At 46.6% G+C, this 22,362-nt stretch carries 19 protein-coding genes; 5 read left to right on the top strand and 14 right to left on the bottom strand.

Annotated features, from left to right (window positions below):
* Positions 1-15: 15 nt before the first annotated feature.
* The 13 genes from pstA to AC3AP5_RS00730 all read right to left on the bottom strand — a co-directional run bounded on the left by pstA (position 16) and on the right by AC3AP5_RS00730 (position 14,303).
* On the bottom strand, positions 16-1,677 hold the full coding sequence (pstA, locus tag AC3AP5_RS00790) for a phosphate ABC transporter permease PstA (protein ID WP_006956336.1): 1,662 nt from the start codon (positions 1,675-1,677) through the stop codon (positions 16-18).
* 22 nt (positions 1,678-1,699) lie between these two features.
* Entirely contained in the window at positions 1,700-3,973 is a 2,274-nt protein-coding gene (locus AC3AP5_RS00785) for an ABC transporter permease subunit (protein ID WP_272978361.1), read from the bottom strand.
* A gap of 63 nt (positions 3,974-4,036) precedes the next feature.
* Entirely contained in the window at positions 4,037-5,020 is a 984-nt protein-coding gene (locus AC3AP5_RS00780) for a PstS family phosphate ABC transporter substrate-binding protein (protein ID WP_006956338.1), read from the bottom strand.
* 106 nt (positions 5,021-5,126) lie between these two features.
* Entirely contained in the window at positions 5,127-6,434 is a 1,308-nt protein-coding gene (phoR, locus tag AC3AP5_RS00775; RefSeq protein ID WP_006956339.1) for a phosphate regulon sensor histidine kinase PhoR, read from the bottom strand.
* A 9-nt stretch (positions 6,435-6,443) separates the two neighbouring features.
* Positions 6,444-7,130 (bottom strand): phosphate regulon transcriptional regulator PhoB, encoded by a 687-nt coding sequence (phoB, locus tag AC3AP5_RS00770; protein WP_006956340.1) that lies wholly within the window; start codon positions 7,128-7,130, stop codon positions 6,444-6,446.
* Positions 7,131-7,228: 98 nt separating this feature from the next.
* Positions 7,229-8,158 (bottom strand): AEC family transporter, encoded by a 930-nt coding sequence (locus AC3AP5_RS00765; protein WP_287830410.1) that lies wholly within the window; start codon positions 8,156-8,158, stop codon positions 7,229-7,231.
* A gap of 68 nt (positions 8,159-8,226) precedes the next feature.
* Positions 8,227-9,159 carry a porin gene (locus AC3AP5_RS00760; protein WP_487326899.1) on the bottom strand — a complete coding sequence of 311 codons (933 nt, stop codon included), beginning with the start codon at positions 9,157-9,159 and terminating at the stop codon, positions 8,227-8,229.
* Between the two features lie 144 nt (positions 9,160-9,303).
* The gene (locus AC3AP5_RS00755; RefSeq protein WP_287830413.1) at positions 9,304-10,569 is read right to left on the bottom strand and encodes a tetratricopeptide repeat protein; all 1,266 of its coding nucleotides are present in this window, start codon (positions 10,567-10,569) and stop codon (positions 9,304-9,306) included.
* A gap of 13 nt (positions 10,570-10,582) precedes the next feature.
* Positions 10,583-11,185 (bottom strand): energy transducer TonB, encoded by a 603-nt coding sequence (locus AC3AP5_RS00750; protein WP_006956344.1) that lies wholly within the window; start codon positions 11,183-11,185, stop codon positions 10,583-10,585.
* 2 nt (positions 11,186-11,187) lie between these two features.
* On the bottom strand, positions 11,188-11,595 hold the full coding sequence (locus AC3AP5_RS00745) for an ExbD/TolR family protein (protein ID WP_006956345.1): 408 nt from the start codon (positions 11,593-11,595) through the stop codon (positions 11,188-11,190).
* Position 11,596: 1 nt separating this feature from the next.
* Entirely contained in the window at positions 11,597-12,127 is a 531-nt protein-coding gene (locus tag AC3AP5_RS00740; protein ID WP_006956346.1) for a MotA/TolQ/ExbB proton channel family protein, read from the bottom strand.
* Positions 12,128-12,129: 2 nt separating this feature from the next.
* Positions 12,130-13,500 carry a MotA/TolQ/ExbB proton channel family protein gene (locus AC3AP5_RS00735; protein WP_287830417.1) on the bottom strand — a complete coding sequence of 457 codons (1,371 nt, stop codon included), beginning with the start codon at positions 13,498-13,500 and terminating at the stop codon, positions 12,130-12,132.
* Positions 13,501-13,517: 17 nt separating this feature from the next.
* Positions 13,518-14,303, bottom strand: coding sequence for a DUF3450 domain-containing protein (locus AC3AP5_RS00730; RefSeq protein WP_006956348.1), 786 nt, complete (start codon positions 14,301-14,303; stop codon positions 13,518-13,520).
* 199 nt (positions 14,304-14,502) lie between these two features.
* Here AC3AP5_RS00730 and AC3AP5_RS00725 point away from each other — a divergent pair, with 199 nt between their 5' ends.
* Positions 14,503-16,251 carry a sensor histidine kinase gene (locus AC3AP5_RS00725; protein ID WP_006956349.1) on the top strand — a complete coding sequence of 583 codons (1,749 nt, stop codon included), beginning with the start codon at positions 14,503-14,505 and terminating at the stop codon, positions 16,249-16,251.
* 12 nt (positions 16,252-16,263) lie between these two features.
* Entirely contained in the window at positions 16,264-17,157 is an 894-nt protein-coding gene (gene rdgC / locus AC3AP5_RS00720) for a recombination-associated protein RdgC (protein ID WP_272977406.1), read from the top strand.
* On the opposite strand, the gene AC3AP5_RS00715 is transcribed toward rdgC, so the two are convergent.
* Positions 17,146-17,997 (bottom strand): HDOD domain-containing protein, encoded by an 852-nt coding sequence (locus tag AC3AP5_RS00715; RefSeq protein ID WP_006956351.1) that lies wholly within the window; start codon positions 17,995-17,997, stop codon positions 17,146-17,148. The two genes, rdgC and AC3AP5_RS00715, sit on opposite strands and share 12 nt — an antisense overlap.
* Positions 17,998-18,099: 102 nt before the next feature.
* Here AC3AP5_RS00715 and AC3AP5_RS00710 point away from each other — a divergent pair, with 102 nt between their 5' ends.
* The 3 genes from AC3AP5_RS00710 to AC3AP5_RS00700 all read left to right on the top strand — a co-directional run bounded on the left by AC3AP5_RS00710 (position 18,100) and on the right by AC3AP5_RS00700 (position 22,349).
* Positions 18,100-19,785, top strand: a complete 1,686-nt coding sequence (locus tag AC3AP5_RS00710) for a dipeptidyl-peptidase 3 family protein (RefSeq protein ID WP_272977408.1) — start codon at positions 18,100-18,102, stop codon at positions 19,783-19,785.
* Between the two features lie 216 nt (positions 19,786-20,001).
* Positions 20,002-21,486 (top strand): SulP family inorganic anion transporter, encoded by a 1,485-nt coding sequence (locus AC3AP5_RS00705; RefSeq protein WP_272977409.1) that lies wholly within the window; start codon positions 20,002-20,004, stop codon positions 21,484-21,486.
* Between the two features lie 14 nt (positions 21,487-21,500).
* Positions 21,501-22,349: a universal stress protein gene (locus AC3AP5_RS00700; RefSeq protein ID WP_487326898.1), complete on the top strand. Its 849-nt coding sequence runs from the start codon at positions 21,501-21,503 to the stop codon at positions 22,347-22,349.
* Positions 22,350-22,362: the final 13 nt, after the last annotated feature.

Below are 22,362 nucleotides of genomic sequence, written 5' to 3'. Positions count from 1 at the left end.
TCTATTGCTAAGTGATTATTGCTCAAGTGCACGGTATTTCTCACGTAAGTGATTGCGCACACCGATGGCCGTGAGGTTGAGTCCAACAATCACAGTAATCAGTAAAAACGATGTCGCATAAACTAACGGGCGCGAAGCCTCTACATTAGGACTTTGGAAGCCGACATCGTAAATATGGAACCCTAAGTGCATAAATTTGCGATCTAGATGGAAGTAAGGAAAGTTGCCATCAACCGGAAGCATTGGCGCAGATTTAACCACCCCAACCAACATCAACGGTGCCACTTCGCCTGCCGCGCGAGCCACCGCAAGAATAAGGCCGGTCATTATTGCCGGAGACGCCATAGGTACGATAATTCGCCAGATGGTTTCCCATTTAGTCGCACCTAGTGCCAACGAGCCCTCACGTAAGCTACTTGGAATACGCGCAAGCCCTTCTTCCGTCGAAACAATCACCACTGGCAAGGTTAAGATCGCTAAAGTAATCGCAGACCACAGCACGCCTGGCGTACCAAAGGTTGGATTGGGTAGTGCTTCTGGGTAAAACACTTGATCAATGCTACCTCCGACCATGTAGACGAAAAAGCCGAGACCAAAAACACCATAAACAATCGACGGAACACCCGCGAGATTAATCACGGCAATCCGAATCAGCTTGGTCACTGGATTTTTGCCTGCATATTCGTGCAAATAGACTGCCGCGACGACGCCAAAAGGCGTAACAATCACCGACATCAACAGCACCATGAATACGGTACCAAAAATTGCCGGAAAAACACCGCCTTCGGTGTTCGCTTCACGAGGTGGCTCGGAGACAAACTTACCAATTTGTTGGAAAAAATGACCGATCTTTGCAAGTAAATGCATGTCGTTCGGGAAGTTAACATCCAACACGCGGTACAACGGCACAGCAACCGCTTCGCCCCGAAAATCTTCGACAATAAGCGTATCCCGTGCGGCTCGATCACGAATCTCAAACAACGCTTTTTCTAACGTTTGGTATTCCGCTTGTAACCGCTCTCGCTCCGCTTCAAGGCGTGCCAAGGCCTGCTCAGTTAATTGTCCTTCAAGTTTTAAGCGGCGTTCCTCCAAGCCTAATTCGCTCAACTGATAGTTGATCCGGCCAATTTCATCTTCCTGTAGCGCTTGTCCCTCATCGTGCAGTTCGACTGCGCGCTCAACACGATCGAATAACACCTCGCGGAAATCAGCTTCTTCATACCCAGCGATTCGCTCACCTTGTTGCTCAATCGCAATGATACGGCCATAGAAATTTCCGTCTTTTGTACGTTCAATGATCGCCATATCAGTGGGTGTTTTATCTTCAACAATAGTTGGCTCGACCACCCAAGTGAAGTCCAACGGCACATACTCGCGGTTACCGATTTTCATCAAGTAACGTGTAATCAGTTCACCTTCGCTCGCATCGACCTCAACACCTGATTGCCGGACACGGTCAATAGGTACTTCTTCGCTATCATAGATTTCGCCGATAAGCGTGCGTGTCTCGCCCGATGCTGTTTCGATGGTCATTTGATGAATCGCTGTCGGCCAAAAAAATGATAATCCACGCCAACCAATCATTAACACTAAGCCTATAACCGCCACCAAGCTCACACTCACCGCGCCAGCCGTCAACCAAATCCAAGGCTTTCCAGTTCTAAACCATTGCTTCATGAGTAACCTCTAACTGTCAGCCCTACATCGAACTGTATTTGTCACGTAACCGTTGACGGACAAACTCGGCGATGGTGTTAAAGAAAAACGTGAAGATGAACAACACGAATGCGGCTAGGAAAAGAATGCGATAATGCGAACTTCCCACTTCGGATTCGGGCATCTCGACCGCGATGTTGGCTGATAAGGTGCGCATACCCTCGAAAATATTCCAATCCATAATCGGTGTGTTACCTGTCGCCATAAGTACGATCATAGTCTCACCGACAGCGCGTCCGAGCCCCATCATTATCGCTGAGAAGATTCCGGGGCTTGCTGTCAGTAATACGACTTTAGTCAGCGTTTGCCACGGTGTCGCACCGAGCGCTAATGAACCATTAGACAAGTGCTTAGGAACACTAAATACGGCGTCCTCTGCGATAGAAAAAATGGTCGGTATCACCGCAAATCCCATGGCTATCCCTACCACCAACGAGTTTCGCTGATCAAAGGTGACGCCTAACTCATTGGTCAAATAGCCGCGTACATTGCCGTCGAATAATACGGCCTCAACCCACGGACTCATTGAAAAGGATAACCAGCCAACGAATAACACAAGCGGCACGAGAATTAACGATGCACGCCCCTCACCTAACGTATTACGCAATTGGGACGGCAATAACTGCCAAAGTGCAGCGAAGCCAATAATAGACAACGGTGTTAAGATAATCACCGCCAGCACACCGGGCAAATAAGCTTCAATAATCGGTGCTAACCAAAGTCCCGCCAAGAAGCCTAGAATAACCGTCGGTAGTGCCTCCATAATCTCAACAGTCGGTTTAACCACTTTACGCACTGAGGGCGACATAAAGTAAGCCGTGTAAACTGCAGCCGCTAAACCAATGGGTACGGCAAACAACATGGCATAGAGTGCAGCTTTGATCGTACCAAACGAGATCGGCACTAAACTAAATTTAGGCTCAAAGTCGTCCGAACCCGAAGTTGACTGCCAGGTATACGAAGGCTCTGGATAACCTTCATACCAAACCTGTTCCCATAATCCGCTCCACGTCACTTCCGGGTGTTCATTACTCAATTTGAATAATGTTAGCTCATTACCGGCTTCAGCTAAGAGATGGTTAGCACGCGGATCGATCGTGATCATTTGTGTTTCTCGGTTAGGCAAAGCCTCATGATAGAGGTCCGCCTCAGACGTCGTATGAAATACATTCAGCTTGCCATCGTGGGTCACCGCATAAAATGTACGACGATAGTCCTCGACTTCTAAGTCAACAATTTGTCCGCCGGCATCAAACTGGCGAATGTACTTAAACGTTCGTCCTTCGTCAGTGGGCACTTCAAACCATTGTGAGATAACACCACTTTCATGGGTGACCAATACGGTGGCGGCACCGGGCATCAAGTGTAATGATTGCGCCTGGCCAAACTGCCGCCCGTTAAGCGTGATCACTTGGCTTTCACTCACTGCACCGGACATGCTGACTGAGTAAACCACAATTCGGTTATTAATCAGTGCAAAAACTTTATTTAAATCGGGCGTAACCGCAATATCTCGTATCGAAGCGGTCATTTTACGTTGTTCATATTTAGGTGTGAGTGATATCTCACCTGTCAAAAAGTTTTGTTCTGCTGCAAACTTTGTAATCAGTAACGTATCAGCACCAGTGACTGCCGCCATCAGCATACCTTCGCCATCCGTCGCATAAGCCAACTGCTCAAGTGGACGTCCCTGCTCATCGACTTGCAACGGTTGTTCATTATTGAGTACCTCAAAGCGCGGCATAATCAGTCGTTCGACTTGACGAGTACCCTGTGTACGAGCCGTCTCTGGAAAAGTGACGCTGAATTTGGGCTGCACAATAAGGGCTTTCCCATTATCTAACCCATAGACAAACTGCTGATTAACCGGTAAAGAGCGCGCGAAACTAGTAATTTTGCCTTGCGGCACTAACATACGTTGTTCAATCACATCGCCGATTTTACGTTCTGAAAAGGTATTATCTTGTAAGGCAAAAAACTCACCTTTGCCGGATGCGCCAAAGCGATAACCAATTTCAGCCTGTTCTTCCATTCCCAGAGCCAAAGTTTGGTCATTGGCTTTAATGTCAAAGCTATGCATCGGCTTGACCGAAGCGGATTCAAAAATCGGTTGCACGACATAAAGCAAATAGAAAAATATAAGCAACAGCGCAACCAGCACCAAAACACCACCGGTGGTAACACCGACACGTGCCAGCCTATCTTTTAATAAGCGCGCCTGACTCGCTTTTAGTTGCTGCTCTGTTTGCCTGTCCATACCTTTCCTATTAACGTGTTAAGCCAGCGCATGGGCGCTGGCTATTTAACTGAATAACACTGTTTATTCTGCGTTATGCAAACCTAATTTTTTAAGCTCAGCATCCACGATAGCGCGGGGCAATGCAATATAACCGTCCTTGTCGACAATAGCTTGTCCCTGCTGAGACAAAATCATCTTTACGAACTCAGCTTCAGCTTTACTTAACGGTTGGTTCGGGTGCTTATTCACATAAACATATAAGAAACGAGCTAAAGGATATTTACCCGCCAAAGCATTTTCACGGGTTGCTGAGACAAACTCGTGACTGTCGCCACGGGCAATCGGTACCGCGCGAACGCCTGAGGTGACGTACCCGATACCCGAGTAGCCTACTGCATTCAGCGACGTTGAAACCGATTGTACAACGGAAGCAGAGCCAGGTTGTTCGTTTACATTGGCCTTAAAGTCACCGTCACACAGCCCCGCTTCTTTAAAGTAGCCATAAGTACCTGACACCGAGTTGCGGCCGTACAACTGCAAATCTTTACTCGCCCAATCGCCTGTTAAGCCGAGTTGACCCCAGCGAGTGATAGGCTCTGGAAAACCACATTTTCGTGTCGAAGAAAAAATACCATCGACTTCCGCAATCGACAGACCTTTAACCGGATTATCCTTATGAACGAACACCGCCAGCGCATCGATCGCGACACGAATGGGTGTCGGCTTATAACCGTGGCGCTTCTCAAATGCTTCTATTTCTTTGGACTTCATGGCACGGCTCATCGGTCCAAAGCTCGCTGTACCTTCAGTCAGTGCCGGTGGTGCAGTCGAAGAGCCCGCAGCCTGAATTTGAATGTTTACGCTAGGGTACATGCGTTTAAACTCTTCACCCCAGAATGTCATCATGTTGGCTAAGGTATCAGAGCCTACCGAAGATAGATTGCCGGACAAGCCCGACACTTTCTCGTATTTTGGTAAGTCATCCGTCGCGTGTGCAGGACTCATCAGTGCCATCATCACACTGAGGCCTAAAAGCTGTTTGACTGCCTTGTTGAACTTGTTCATGCTGTTTGTCCTCACGTGACTTTCACAAAACCAGTTGACCGTATTTTCAGCAGTTTATGAGATTTGTGTGACAGTTTAATGACATTTATGACAAAAAAAAGTCACTTTAATGACGTTTGCCGGTGACTCTGAGTCCAGCAGGTAAACGGAACCAAAAGCGCGACCCCTTGCCCAAGGCACTATTCACCTGTAGCTCACAGTTATGATGTTGCAACGCTTGTTTAACAATAGAAAGACCTAAACCGGTGCCGCCGCGCTCACTGTTTCTATCCTTGTCAACACGATAAAAGCGTTCAGTCAGCCTTGGTAAATGCTCCGAGGCAATCCCCGGCCCAGTATCTTCGACACTGAACTCAACCTCACTCCCGACCATTTGCCAAGTGACCCGAATATCACCCCCTTCTTGGTTATAACGAATGGCATTGGTAATGAGGTTTTGCATTGCACTCCGTAACGCATCCTCTTTGCCGTAAACTTTAACGGGCGCCACATCAAAGTGAACATTAATAGATTTTGTTTTAGCTAATTTTTCCGCCTCAGTTTGCAACTGTTGTAGTAATGAAGGTGCATCCACTACCCGTTCAAAGACATCATGCGATGGTGTTTCCATGCGAGAAAGCTCAAGCAGTTGATCAATAAGCAATCGCATACGCTCACTTTGACGTTGCATCTCACCCACCGCTTTGGTCATCATTGCCGGCGGAGTCATCGCTGGGTCCTCAACCATTTCAAGATACCCTTGCAATACCGTCAGAGGTGTTTTTAGTTCGTGCGAAACATTCGCTACAAAGTCTTTACGCAGATTATCCAATTGCTTAATTTGAGTGACATCGCGTGCGACTAAGAGATATTGATCATCACTGTAAGGCATTACCCGAATCTCAATATCTAACGAGTCGCGGGCAGGTGAGGGAATTGTCAGCGCTTCTTCAAAATTACCTTTACTCAGGTAACTAAAGAATTCGGGATGACGGATTAAGTTTGATAGGCGCATACCCGCGTCATCTGGCCATTTAAGACCAAAATAGAATTGCGCGAGTTGGTTACTCCATAACAATGAGCCATCACGTCGAAACACAATGGCTGCATCTGGAAGCGCTTCGGCTGCTTCACGGAAGCGACGAAGTAACTGAGCTAACGACCGACGCCGTTGTTGGCTACGACGCTGGTTTCGGTAAATCCCGTCGTAAATGTAAGACCAACTGCCTGGCGCCGTGGGCGGCATTAAGTTACGGCTATTCCAGAGCCAATCGGTCAATTTTTGCTGATAATAATAGTGCCATATCAAAAGGCCTGCCATGGATAGCGACATCGCTTGCCAAAAGATGCCCAATATGGCACCAATAATGGCAAAAGGCACTAGATAGAGAACAAGCCCCTTAAGTGCACCAAAACTGCTGTATTCTCTATCCATAACCTTCTGTTACCGGCTTGAAAAGCGATAGCCGACGCCACGAACCGTCTGGATCAAACGATCGTAACCGTGCTCATGTAACGCTTTACGCAAGCGACGAATGTGCACATCAACGGTGCGATCTTCTACATAAACATTGGTACCCCAAACTTGATCGAGTAGCTGCTCGCGGCTGTATACACGCTCCGGATGCGTCATAAAGAAATGCAACAGTTTAAACTCTGTTGGTCCCATATCGATACTACGATCGTGCGTAGAAATACGATGTGAAACAGGATCAAGCTTTAGTCCCTCTATCTCTAAAGGTTCATCCAAGACGGTCGGCGCAACGCGACGGAATACTGCGCGCATCCGTGCCATCAGTTCCTTGGGCGAGAATGGCTTTGTAATGTAGTCATCGGCACCCACTTCGAGTCCACGCACTTTGTCTTCTTCCTCGCCGCGCGCAGTGAGCATAATAATTGGAATGTTACGCGTGAAATCATCACTCTTAATTTTCTTGGCAAGCTGAATACCTGAACCGCCCGGTAGCATCCAGTCTAACAGCACCATATCGGGATAGGGCTCTGCGATTTTGGCAAGACCACTGTCATAGTCCTTAGCCTCCACGGCTTGATAACCATGTTGCTCCATGACAAAACTCAGCATTTCGCGAATAGGTGCTTCATCTTCTACTATGAGAATTCTACGCGGCATTGATTGGTTTCCTGACTCGTTAAACTATGCGACATAGTATTAACAATTATTATGACAGTTTTATTAAACTAGGTCACTTTTGTGACATTGTCACGCAGTCATGCCAACCACTGCAGTAATTGATGTAATAACGGTAAAGTGATGAATGCCAACAAGATACCGTAGCCCACCATAGCGGCCGATAAGATCGGTGCCAAACCAGCCATGATGGCAACCGCGCCCGCCGTTATCATGGGCGGCATTGCGGCTTCAAAAATAGTGACTTGTACCAAAGTCGATTCAATGCCCGTGGTCGATGCTAATACCAATAATGTCACCGCTGGCATCACCAGTAATTTAAGCAATAAACCGACGGTGAGTGGCGTTTTGCTGCCTTTTGGCAAACGAAATTTTAGCTGGAACCCAACAGCCACCATGATGACAGGCACCAATGTAACCGCCAACGACTCAGTTAGCACCGAGAACACCTCAGGGTAAGCCATATCTTTGATTATTAGAGCGATTATCAGCGAAATGAACGGTGGAAACAGCACGATTTTCTTGATGATATCCACAATGCGCGGACGTTCTGCTGATTCACCCGCAGCAAGTGGACGGTACAGCGCTATAATAATTGTCGAATAAATGGCTAATCCAAAGAACGAGCCAAACTGATCGTAGAGCAACCCATATACAATCGCATCACTGCCATAGAACGCCTCAATCATCGGAAAGCCAAAAAATGAGGTATTACCTAGCGGTACGCAAATCAGCAGGGCACCGGTGACTTCCCGCGACCAGTTAAACCAACGACTTAGCAGTAATACCATAACGGCACTCATTGCCAATAGTAGCCATGGAGTAATAATTGGAATAATGAGATCGGAAGAAAAATGTAAGTCAGGAATTTTGGTAAAAATAACACCGGGTAAAGCGGCGTAAATGACGTACAAGTTGAGCACTTGCGCGGTGTTATCCGGAAACTTACCAGCGCGTTTAATCACCACACCAATCAACAAATAGATGGCAAGTACAATAAGATTCGTCATGACGTCACTCGATTATCTGGCTCAATAGATAGAGCAGCCAAAGAGTAGCTGCTCATCGCGCTTCTATCTTACCAAGAAAAATCGTGACGTATACCGATAGAAAGGTAGTCTTCTGTTATCTGCTGCTGAATATCGCGGTTACGAGCGGTGTAAAAGGCAAACAAACGTGTGTTATCACCGAGGTAGTAATCACTGCCGATAGAGATCGAATGATCTCGCTCATCATCTTTAATAACTTGATACTGAACCTTAGGCACCCAAGCGCCATAGCGTTTAGCGGCACTGACCAACACGCCCTGAGCACTGATTATACCATCCACTGACTGGTAATCTTGAGCTGCAAAACCTAACTTGAAATCATTCACCTTAGTGGCGAAAGAGAATTGCACGATGTCAAAGCCTGCCACCTCATTATCAAATGCTAACGCGGCATAAACGTTACTCTTTTTGAGCTTTTCATCCCCGTAAATGAGGCCAAACGATTGACCGTCGTCTACACTATCATCGTCCGAAAATACGTAGGTAAAGCCCAGTTTGAAACCTTTATAAGCGGGCGAGTAATAAGTCAGGCTATTATCAGCACGGACTTCGCCTTTGAATAGGTATTTCAGATCGGCTGTATAGTCCTTGAATTGGTCAACAGCACCTTGTGAGTCTTTCAGAAACGTATCATAGCGGCCTAACATGACGGTACCAAAATCGCTACGCAGACCCACGATTTGGTTACGATCACTAATAGAATTATCTTCATCAAAGCCAGCGAGGTCGACGCCCCACTCAAATTGATAAAAAACTTCAAGATTATTGTCGAGCGACTGACGGCCCTTCAAGCCAAAGCGGGATGAGTAGCTTCTGACTTCCGTATCATCTTGATCCGCAATATCACTGTATAGCAAACCAATGTTGGCACGACCGTAGACGGTTAGCGCATCACTCTTGTCGCTCGCGTATGCGTTTATCGAACTGCACATCAATGCTGCATACATAAAATATCGAAGCATAAAATCCACACGATTGTTTCAGTCATTAACGCAGTTTACGGTTTTTGTCGTGAACTACGCGTGAAAATGAACGTTTAGTTAAAACATCGTGTAGATTTTATTACAGTTTTCTTACTTTATGTACCTTTTATTGCAAAAACGTGACTAATTCATTGCGGTTTCGTTAACACGCGCTTGATAGTCAACTTGGCTTTTTGCATAACGTTGCCATTGCTGAGCTGCCGCCTTACTCTCTGGAAACTCAAGCGCTTTAGCAAACGCTTCGACGGCTTGTTCGTATTGACGTTGGTTGACCGCGGCCATACCTTGCAGCAACCACAAGTTACCCGCATTACGTACTTCGCCTTTTTCAAGTGCCTGTTTAGCTAACGCCGTCGCACGCTGATTTTTATCCAGATTGAGTGCAACGTGTGCTGCCTGCGCTAACATTTCGCCATCTTCACTGACTTCGTCAGCCCACAAATAGGCATCCAACGCTTGCTGATATTCACGCGCCTGCATCAAGCTTTGCGCATAAAACTTACGATTAGCCAGGTTTGTCTCAATCTTGTTAGCGTCAAAACCGTCTTTCATGATCTTCGCCGCTTTGTACGGTAACTGATTAATATAGTAAACCTGCGCAAGATTTCGCAATTCTCCAGCCGTATCGATAAACCCTTGCTGATTTGCAGCTTCAAGTACTGCTAGTTGCTTCTTAGTCTGATCAAGTTGACCGTAAACTCCTGCTAGTTGTAGCCAATATTCTGGTTTACTGTAGAGTTTTACCAAGCGCTCAAGCACAGCCGCCACTTGCTCAGTTTGCTTCAGTTCATAATGAATAGCTCGAGCGAGTATCAACCAATTTTCTTGAGGTGCTTTATCTTCCTTGTCAGCGGCCGCAATGGCTTTCTGAATAAATGGCAAGGATTCCGCATAACGCTCTGCTTGATACAGTGCCTGGGCTTTGAGGACCCAAGCCTTGCTAAGCTCATCCGCCTTGGCCACGTTTTCCCATAGATCGAGGTAATCCAGCGTTTCTTGAAAATTCCCCTCAGTTAAGCTTAACTGAGCCAAGCTGAACAGCGTATTTTTTCTGAGCGACTCCGGAATGGGTGACTCTTGAACCACCTTTGCAAAGTAGTCAATCGCCTTGTCGACTTGTTCATTGTCGTAATAGGTATAACCATAGAAGTTCCAAAGCATCGCACGTTCATAGCTATTCATACTATCCGCACGATCCTCAACCGACTTCAACGCAGCCAAGCCAGCTTGCACGCCATTATCTTCAGCTTCTTGTTGAGCACGAGCTAATTGGCTATACACTTTTTCACGCAATGCGGGTACACGCTCTGTTGTCTGAGCCAGTACAGGCTGAACGAGCGTCGTACCTACAACCCAAGCAATTACGCCACTTAATAGAAAATGTTTCATTGCTCACCTCACCTTAATTCATTTCGAAGGTCATACGGTTACGCACCCCTTCGACTTCTACCGGCTCACCGTCGATAACGCGTGGCTTATACTTAAACTTAAGTACGGCTTCCATGGCTGAGTCTTCAAATATGCCTTGAGGTTCTGCCTCGACAACAACCGGATTTTTCACTGAGCCTTGCTTGGTGACCGTAAACTCGACTACCACATAGCCCTCAATGCCACGTTGAAGTGCACGACGCGGATAAGTTGCCTGAACCTTAACGATGGGCAAGTACTCACCATCGCTCGCTTGTAACGAGGCGCCATTACCAATATCCGCACTGGCACTGACATCAGCGCTGAAGTCATAAGACCCCGAGCTATCTGTATCAACGTCTGAGCTCATATCGGGTTGTGGTAAATCTTCCGGTGGCTGTTCAGGTTCCGGCGGGCGTTCGGGCTTGCGCTCTTTTTCCTGCACCTGCTCTGGTTCCGGCGTACGCACGAAGTCCAAAACACTGCCCTTTACCGGCTCCGACATCGCGCCCTCACCCGAGCTAATTAATGACTGCATTAAATAGAACAGCCCGATGGTGACTGCAGCGGCAACTAATAGCGCGGCAATATATCTCATAGTTACTGCTCATCCGTTGCTACTGAAACATCGAACACACCGGCAGCTCGTGCGGCATCCATAACCTCAATCAAGGTCTTAGTGTTTGACTCTTCATCGGCCTGAATTACGACTGAGCCTTGTGGATTCTCTGCATAAAGGCGTTCGATATTCGCCTGAACCGCGCGTAAATCAATCTGACGCTTGTTAATCCACACTTCATTCGAGTCACTGATTGCAACCAAAATATTGGCGCGATTCTTTTGCACAGCTGTAGCGGCATCTGGGCGGTTAACATCAATGCCCGACTCTTTTACGAATGAGGCTGTCACAATGAAGAAGATCAACATGATAAAGACCACGTCGAGCATCGGCGTCATGTCGATAGCGCTCTCTTCTTCTTCAACTAAATTGGCAAAATGCTGTTTCATATTAGTGACGCTCCAATAAAATTCGATCTTCTAATTTCATTCGCTCGCGGCGCGTTGTACGCTGCAACCAAGTCGCGGCAAATACTCCAGATAATGCTCCAACCATTCCGGCCATGGTAGGGATAGTAGCCTTTGAGACACCCGCAGCCATCGAGCGAGCACTCCCGGTACCTGTAATGGCCATCACATCAAACACCTCGATCATGCCGGTCACGGTACCCATCAGCCCAAGCAAAGGACATAAAGCGACTAACGCTTTTATCACCGGCAAATTACCTCCCAGACCCAGCGCAACACGTGAAATCATCGCTTGGCGAATCTGCTCAGCATTCCAAGACGATTTATCGTCACGCTCTTTCCAACGTTTGCGTGCGTCTTTGACCGCTTTACGGTGCCCATTGAAAAAGTAAAAAATTCGCTCGAGTATCATCAGCCACATACTGAAAATTAGGATTCCGATGACCAGCAGGACATGCCCGCCGGCCTCGATGAAATCTCTAATCGCATTGCTGAATTCAATCAGAAATAACACGACTATTCTCCTCGCTCAGAGCGTTCAGCGATAATGCCTGATGCTTGCTCCTGCAAAATGTGGATCATGTTTTTACTGCGTGTATGCAACATCGCGAATAGCAACGTCATTGGAATCGCGACGACAAGGCCAAGCACCGTGGTCACCAATGCTTGCGAGATACCACCCGCCATCATTTTCGGGTCACCGGTACCAAACAAGGTAATTGCTTGGAAGGTATTAATCATACCGGTTACCGTACCTAATAGACCCATCAACGGCGCGACAACCGAGATGATCTTAATAAACGTGAGGTTGCGGGTGATCTTCGGTACTTCGCGTAAGATGCCCTCACTCAGCTTGAGTTCGAGTGTTTCTGTATCCGCATCAGGGAACTTGTCTTTAATCAACATGACGCGACCCAGCGGGTTGTCTTCTTTCGGTTGTGGCGCTTTAAGTTGGCGCTTTACTTTATTGCCAATGAGCATGAGTGATACGAATCGCTCAAGTGCAATCAATAGACCGATTAAGCCAAGCCCAAGAATGATGTAGCCAACAGTACCACCTTGGTCCACCCGCTCTTTTAAGCTAGGCGCCTGTACCAATAATCCAAGAATCGAACCGCCGGTTGGATCTAAACCAAATGCGACAACACCACTTGAGGCGTCTTGCAACTCTTCAGCACTCTCGGTGAAACGTCCTGCGGGTTGACGGACTAATTCAGCGATGTTGCCAGTGGTTGCGTTATATTCAAGGTACGCGCCATCTGCAACAAGGTTGAATGCCCCAACACGTAAGACATCTTCGACGTCTTTCTCACCATCAGCTTCAGTCACAGGCGCAGAGAACTCGGCAATTTTGCCTGACTCGGTCATTTCTTTTTGTAGCGCCAGCCAAACTTTCTCGATATCTTCGATAGACGCCAGTTTAGACGAGTTACTGATTTGCTCAGATAACTGCTTTAGCTCATCAGAACGGCCGGGGTACTGAGCTGAAATAACAGAGTTTTGGAAGCTACCCGCAGCATCATTGGTCACTTGCTGTAGTACACCAAAGAGTTCTTTCAATGAGCCCATGCTTTGAGTCAAGGTATCTTGCAAGTTACCTAGTTGAGTCTCATTGCTTTCAAAGCGTGTCTCTAAGTCTGACGCTTGTTGCTCAAGCGCTTGACGCTGTGCGATGGCATCGCGCAACATTTGCTTTTGCTCTTGCTCCTGCTGACGGAAACGCTCTAAGCGAGCTTTGTTTTCTTCCGACTGTGCGTATTTACCTTGCTGTAATTGCTCAAGTAACTGGTCAAGGTTGATTGGATCTTGTGGCTTAGGTGCCGCATTTGCGCCTGCCACCAAACCCATGGTCAGTGCTGCGCTGAGTATTAACTTGATTGGTTTCATCGACATCTTCGGACTCCTTAGTCGGCAGCGTTAGTTGACGCGGTTTTATTCACGACGAGCGGTAGCATCAACATATCGGGAGCAACCTGCTTACGTGCGATACGGATGGCAGTTTCAACAGCGGGACGATGAGCCTGGTCAAGTTCCATCCACTGCTTACTGTCGTTGTCCCAGATGCCAAGATGTTGTCCATCGCGCGATTTATAAATCAATGCCACACGACCTACGCGTAAGAAGGTCACGTCTTGAACTTGCCCATCAATGGAATGCTCAGCTGTATAAGCCTCAATATTGCGACCATAATCTGTCTCAATTTGATAGGCTTCCATAACACGACGGAATTTTTCAGACACGTCCACGTTCGCTTTACTCATCAAATCGCGCAGACCCGCAATGCGTTCATCACGCTCTTGCTCTAAAAAGGGCACATCGAGTTCGATAAAAGTATCTAACGCATCAACCATGCGAATCATTAATGGAGTAATCTGGCGCTCCACGTAACTGACCTGGTCAATCGACTGGTTTAAATCAGCCATCTCAACCTGTTGATCATCGATCTGATTTTGAAGTTGGTTGGTGTAAACTTGCAGACCTTCGATTTCTTTCATGATCTGCTTGTATTGCTGCATGCGTTCTTGCATGGAATCAGAAATCTTGTCTACTGTAAGCTGAGCCTCGCGTGCAGACTCATTGATGTCGGTGGCGTTCTCAACGACTGGCTCTAAGGTTTTATCCTGTGCCAATGCTGAGGTTGATAGAACGCAAGCCATTGCAATGGCTGTACTTGTCGCTAGCAACTTCATATGTGACCCTTTACTTAGGTTGGTGAATTTTTAAACACCCAGATGAAAGATGCGACAACTTTAGTGATTTTTCGTGACAGCTTAATGACGTAAATATGTCAACTTTGTGACAACGATAAAGATTGCGTCTATGAGGTGAATCGATTAGTTTAATGAAAGTCTTTAAACTAGGTAAGCGGCGCTCTAATTACAACTTATTATGGCTTATAAAAGCATATCTTATTCACTTCTCACCCGCGTTCTGTCCGTTTATTTTTTATTAACGCTAACAGTCACGGCGGTACAAATCGGTGCAGAGTACTTTGACACAAAACGTGTCCTTGTTGCGGAACTGCAAAACCAACAAAGTACCTTTAATGGCTCGCTCACGCGATCGTTGTGGGAATTTAACACACCTCAAATTGAAACCATTGCTGACGGCTTGATTAGCATTCCGGCGATTGCTGGCGTACTAATAAGAGACGAAAGTGGTAAGCCTGTTATTCAAATTGGTGAAACACTACCCGTGGATGGTTTACCTGAACGCGCTTCCGAAGGCTATGTGCTACCAGAAGAAAACGGTACTTTCGGTTTTTACAACGCGCTTATTTTCGAGTTTTCTGGGCACTCGACTCGCGTTGGTGATGTCTCTTTGTTCACCACGCGCGATATTGCTATCGACCGTATCAAAATTAGTCTCGCCTTTATCGTTGGTAATGCAATCATCAAAAGTGCTTTCCTGTTGATTTTATTTGGTATTGCATTCCAACGCATGCTTAACCAGCCGCTAAACGACCTAACGCGACAAATCAACAGCTTCCGACTGGATAACTTGGATGCTTCACGTATTAAGCTTGATGAGCGACATAACAACGAACTGGTGTTAATTGAGCAAGCTTATAATCAGCTCATCGATAATATTGAGGACTACCAAGAAGATTTGGAGCGCACACAGCACAAACTCAAATTAGCGAATCGCCAATTAGATGAACAAAATGCAATTCTCGAGCAAGAGGTTGCGCGCAAGACATCGCGTTTAAGTCAAGTCATGTTAGACCTTGAACAGCGTAAAAATGAGTTGGAAATTCGCCAAGAGAAGCTAGAGCGAGAAATCAGTCAACGCCGGTCAATGGAGACTAATTTACGTGAGTCGAACGAGCGCCTGCAATCATCGCTTGACCACTTAAAAAATACCCAGCAACAGTTGATTGAATCAGAGAAGATGGCTTCTTTAGGAGGCTTGGTCGCAGGCATTACACACGACGTCAACACGCCGATCGGCATTAGTGTAACGGCAAATTCATTTCTGAAAGAGAAGCTCGAAAACCTTGAGCGCATGCTTAACGATAAAACGCTCACTCAAGCACAATTATCCAAGTATATTGAGGAGAGTCGCGAGAGTATTCAATTGTTAGAGAATAATCTCAACCGCGCATCAGAGTTGATCAGTAGTTTTAAACAGGTGGCGGTCGACCAAACATCGGATGCGATTCGTGATATTGACCTTAAACGCTATATCAATGATCTTGTACAATCGCTTCAGCCACAGTTAAAAAAGCACAATCATCATGTCCATATTGATTGTCAAGACAACCTCTTCGTACGCTGCGCAGCGGGTGCTCTGTCACAGATATTTACGAATCTTATAATTAACTCCATATTGCATGGCTTCGAAGGTATCAGCGAAGGCGAAATGAAGATTAAAATTCGTACCAGCACCGATGATAACGATAACGATAGACTTCATGTGGTTTACTCAGATAATGGACAGGGTATGAATCAGGAGCAGTTAGCCAAGCTATTTGACCCATTCTTTACAACCAAATTAAACCAAGGTGGGAGTGGATTAGGTACACACATTGTGCGTAACCTTGTCACACAAACATTAGATGGTGAAATCACCGCTACAAGCGAGCCAGGTCAAGGCTTAACGTACACATTTTCTTTTCCGATCATTATTTTAAAGTAAAGGCGCTTAATTATGTGGTTTAAAAACGCCCGCGTATATCGTTTTAGTGACACATTCCAACTACCCGAGGACTTTGAGTCTCAGCTTGAGGCGCAAGCGTTCAAACCTTGTGGACGTCAGGATATGACCAGTTTCGGTTGGACGTCTGTATTTGGTGCTCAGAGCGATGTTCTGCACCATGCTGTTGAACAAAGCTACTTAGTGTGTGCTCAACGAGAAGAAAAGGTGCTGCCGGCAGCTGTCATTAACGCAGAGCTTGAGCAGAAGGTCCAAGCGATTCAAGACACCGAGGGTCGTCCTGTCAATGGCAAGGAAAAGAAAAACATCAAGGAAGACATTACGCACCAATTACTACCACAAGCATTTAGTAAGTTCCGTCGAACCTGGGCCTATATTGATTTAAAACGTCAACTCGTCATTGTTGATGAATCCAGCGCTAACAAAGCGGAAGATTTACTTGGACTCCTCCGTGCCAGTCTTGGTTCGCTACCAGTAAAACCCATCGCACTCGCAGAGTCGGCGGAAGTGGTCTTGACCGAATGGTTGACAAAACAGTCGCTTCCCACACGCTTTGATTTAGGTGATGAGCTTGAGCTACGTTCGCCCCAAGCTGATGGTGGCATTATCCGCTGTAAGCAAGAAGACTTAACCCGCGAGGATGTTCAGGCACACGCAACCGCCGGCAAACAGGTCGTGAAATTAGGCTTGGTTTGGAATGAGCGCATCGAATGTGTACTTGAAGCAGACTGGGCGCTTAAGCGTATTAAAGCCACCGACCAGTTACTTGACGATCAAGATGATTGGAATGATGCATCGCCTGAGCAAAAACTAGATAGCGATCTAGCGCTCGTCTCTGCCGAGTTAGGGGCCCTGCTAGATGACTTACTGAGTATGTCAGCTAAGTGATGTACGCAAAGCTTGATAACGCTTCTGGGTGGACTCGTTCTCCCAGAAGTCTTGCACGGGGATAATTTCCCGTTGCTGATATTCAGCTAAGGTCATGGCACCTTCGACGGGTTGTGAATGACCCGTCAATAGACTCGCGATGTGAACGATATCGCAATAATTTGCCACGAGCGGATCATTTAAGTCTTCGAATCGGCCGCGGTTGAAAAAATACGGCACTTTTATAAGGTTCGGCGCAAATCGCCAGTGCTCGAGCACACTCACGCCTAGACTCCGATCAAAATGCGTAATGGTTTGATTCAGGAACGTCGGATTGGCAAAACTATCATCAAATTCATCGGCAATTTTCAGTATTGGCGCCACACCAATGCGACATACCATCCCAGCGAGCAAAGAAACGTCTTGATGTAGCCGGTTACAGTAGCCGCGCTCATGCAGGTGCTGTGTGACGATAACTGATGCTGCTGCAATGTCACGCGACTCTCTGACAAACTTATCCGCATATTTTTTGACAATATCGTTTTGTGGATTAAAAACTTGTTCGACCGCCATGGCAACCACCAACGTTCGAATTCGGCGAAGTCCAATTCGAGTGAGTGCTTGCATCAAACTCTCTGCACGAGCGCGCCCGCTCAAGTAAGCGCTATTAGCGAGTCTGATCAAGCGCGCGCTTAATGCTGTATCATGTTGGATAATTGCGGCAAGGTCATGCAGGTTGGTATCTGGGTTGATCGTCGCTTCGCGAATACGTTCTGCTGTTTCTGGCAAACCAGGCAGTTTGAGTTGGTCTCTTTGTATTCTATCCTCAATCAATAAATAAAGTGCATTGGTTGCCGTCATGACTCGTTTCCATACCTTATTGGTTACCCAACTTGCGATATTGTCCACATCGCATTAAATTATCTTAACTCATTTTACTACTATACTGACAAAGTTAAACTTATGTTAAAACAAATTTTCACCATTGCGCCATTGGTTCTTGCTTTATCGGCTTGTACAGAACAAGCAACTTCTCAGGAAACACAAGCGAACCAAACGGCAACTTCTTCAGCTCAGCAAACGTCTGAATATACCGTTGTAAAAGGTGCTGAGGATCGGTTTGGGATTTATACCGATTACACCCTGACGTCTGACATTTCGCATCTGACTGCTAATCAAAAAGACATGTTGGGATTATTGATTGAAGCCGCCAAAATCATGGACGACCTATTCTGGCAGCAAGCATTTGCGCATGACAAACGTTCATTCTTAAACGCAGTGCCATCGCAAGCACAGTCATTTGCTGACATTAATTATGGTCCCTGGGATCGACTCAATGGTGATAAACCCTTCTTACGTGAGTTCAGTGAGAAGCCACCTGGAGCAAACTTTTACCCTGCGGATATGAGTAAAGCGGAGTTTAACGAGCTCGATAGCGATACGAAAGATAGTGAATACACACTTATTCGACGCGACAGTGCAGGCCAACTCAAGGTCGTGCCTTATGCAGAAGCTTATGCTAATGAGTTAAAGCAGGCCGCTAAATTGTTACGCCAAGCAGCCGAGCTAGCAGAGGATCCAGACTTTGCGAAATATTTGAACCTGCGCGCTGATGCCTTTTTAAGTAATGACTATCGTCCATCGGATCTTGCTTGGATGGATATGAAGAACAACGACGTCGACTTAGTAATCGGGCCGATTGAGACCTATGAAGACCAATTGTTTGGCTACAAAACAGCATTCGAAGCCTACGTACTCATAAAAGACAAGCAGTGGAGTGATCGACTTGCTAAATACGCTCAGTTTCTACCCGAGTTACAACGCGGCTTGCCTGTCGAAGATAAATACAAGCAAGAAATGCCAGGCGCGAACGCACAGCTAAATGCCTACGATGCGGTCTACTTTGCTGGTCATTCTAACGCGGGTAGCAAAACCATCGCTATCAACTTGCCAAACGATGAATACGTGCAACTTGAAAAGGGCACTCGCCGCTTACAGCTTAAAAATGCGATGCGTGCTAAGTTTGACAAGATTTTGCGCCCTATTGCAGATCAATTAATTGTTCCAGAGCAACGTGAAAATATCACTTTTGATGCGTTCTTCGCGAATACCATGTTCCACGAAGTGGCTCACGGGCTTGGTATTAAAAACACAATCAATAACAAAGGCACCGTGCGCGCTGCATTAAAAGAACATGCATCAGCACTGGAAGAAGGCAAGGCCGATATTCTGGGTCTATATATGGTGACTCAGTTGTTTGAGAAAGGTGAACTGACCACGGGCACCCTACAAGACTACTACACCACCTTCATGGCAAGTATCTTCCGCTCAGTTCGATTTGGTGCTTCTAGCGCTCATGGTAAAGCTAACATGATCCGGTTTAACTACTTTGCCAATGAGGGTGCATTTACTCGCAATGCCGATGGTCAATACGCCATCAACATGGAAAAAATGCGCGCAGCTATGACCAGTCTTTCGAAGAAAATCTTGCAATTGCAAGGTGACGGTAACTACCAAGGCGTGGGTGAGCTAGTTCAGCGCCTCGGCGTGATTAGCCCTCAGCTACAGTCCGATTTAGATAAGCTATCGGATGCGGGCATTCCAGTCGATGTTAAGTTTAATCAAGGAAAAGCCGAACTCGGACTTTAAGCTTTCGAGTGATATTCAGCGTGCGCCATGCGGCGCACGCTATCAATTTTGCCTACCGCCCTAACCCTGTGCTAGAATCCGCGCGCTTCAGTGGTTGAACTTTAACCACAGTGTCACATCCGTGTCAGTTCGCTCAACTATACTGCATGCTCCGTACATGTGACATACAAACTAGATGCATTCCATCTCACAGTATTTTTAATTTGGTAAGGTTTTATGTGGAAGTCTATCCAGGCAAACTGGTTTTCGAACCTGCGCGGTGATGTACTATCAGGTCTTGTTGTTGCTTTAGCACTGATTCCTGAGGCTATTGCTTTCTCAATTATTGCGGGCGTTGACCCGAAAATCGGGCTCTACGCGTCGTTTGCTATCGCCGTCATTATCTCTTTTACCGGCGGTCGACCTGGCATGATATCCGCTGCAACAGGGGCTATGGCGCTATTGATGGTTACGCTCGTTAAAGAGCATGGCTTACAATACCTTCTTGCAGCCACACTGCTGACGGGGGTTTTACAAATCGTCGCAGGATACTTGAAACTGGGCGAACTCATGCGCTTCGTTTCGCGTTCCGTCGTTACTGGCTTCGTTAACGCGTTAGCAATCCTCATATTCATGGCTCAATTACCTGAATTGACAAACGTCACTTGGCACGTTTACGTAATGACCCTCGCCGGTTTGGGTATTATTTACGGTTTTCCCTATATCCCTGTCATCGGACGCTTGTTACCATCTCCTTTGATCTGCATTTTATCGCTGACAGTCATTGCCATCTACTTTGGGATAGATGTACGCACAGTGGGTGATATGGGGGAACTTCCTGATACGTTACCCGTATTCCTATGGCCTGATGTACCTCTCAATTTCGAAACGCTTGCTATTATCTTTCCGTACTCATTGGGCTTAGCAATTGTCGGTATGCTTGAGTCGCTGATGACCGCTACCATTGTTGATGACCTCACCGATACATCCAGTGATCGCAATCGTGAGTGTAAAGGCCAAGGTATCGCCAATATCGGCTCAGGACTCCTTGGTGGTATGGCCGGGTGCGCAATGATAGGGCAATCGATTATCAACGTAAAATCGGGGGGCCGCACGCGTCTTTCTACGTTTATCGCCGGTACCTTTTTGTTGATATTGATCTTGTTTTTAGATGAATGGTTAAAACAAATTCCCATGGCTGCGCTAGTGGCGGTTATGATTATGGTGTCAATTGGCACCTTTAGTTGGGATTCGATTCGAAACCTCAAACAACATCCATTGTCTACCAACATTGTGATGCTAGCGACGGTCGCAGTAGTCGTCGCGACTCACAATTTGGCACTCGGCGTATTTGTTGGCGTGTTATTAGCTTCAGTATTCTTTGCTAATAAAGTCGGCCATTATATGGCCGTCACATCGAGCTTAGATGAAGCTTCGTTCTGCCGCACTTACAAAGTTGCAGGACAAGTATTCTTTAGTTCATCAGAGAAGTTTATTGCAGCCTTTGACTTTAAAGAAGGCGTAGATAAGATTGTCATTGACCTAAGCGAAGCTCACTTCTGGGACATTACTGCTGTCAACGCACTGGATCGTGTCGTTATAAAATTTAGACGTGAAGGTGCAAAAGTCGATGTTATTGGGCTGAATAAAGCAAGTGCGACCATTGTCGACCGCTTTGGTGAACATAACCAAAGTGATACCAAAGACTTGATCGGACATTAATTAAGGTAAGTCGTATGAAACACGTTATCGCTTGTATTGATGAGTCGCGTATGGCCAATGCTGTCACGCAATACGCGACATGGTCCGCAAAGCAACTTCAAACACCACTGACGCTTTTCCATGTACTTGACGAAATGCGTTACCCAGTGAATTCGGACATGACCGGAAATATTGGTCTAGGAAGCCGAGAGTCGCTGCTCGAAGAGCTAGCCGAACTCGATGAGCGTCGTAATAAGATAGCCTTAGAGCATGGCCATCATCTGCTTGAAGCAGCGAAAAATCAAGCCGAAGAAATGGGTGCAGAAGACGTGCATGTGCGTCAGCGTCATGGTGATTTGGCTGAGTCACTGACAGCACTTGAGGATAACCTGCGACTCCTCGTCATTGGCTTACATGGAGCACAAACATGTGACAGCGATCGGCTTGGTCATCAGATTGAAACTATTGTGCGAAATATACATCGTCCAATTTTGGCCGTTCCCCCTAAGTACCATGCGCCGACGAACGTCATGTTGGCGTTTGATGGGAGTGATGTGTCACGTAAAGGCGTAAAAATGCTTGCGGAGTCACCTCTTTTTGTCGGCATGCCTATCCATGTGGTGATGGTAGGTGCCGCGACAGCCGATGCAACGGCATCGGTCGAGGCTGCCGTCAGTCATCTGCAAGAATTTCGTCATAAAGTCAGCTATGAGATCCGAGCGGGCGACGTTGAATCAACTTTGCACGATATTCAACAAGAACGTAATATCGACATGCTTGTTATGGGGGCATATAGCCACTCTAAGTTACGTCAGCTATTTATGGGTAGCACCACGTCAAGAGTACTCTCTCGTTCGCAAATACCCGTGCTTTTACTTCGTTAATTTTATTTTTAGG

Source organism: Idiomarina sp. D18, assembly GCF_057748155.1.
This window is presented reverse-complemented; position numbering and strand designations above follow the sequence as displayed.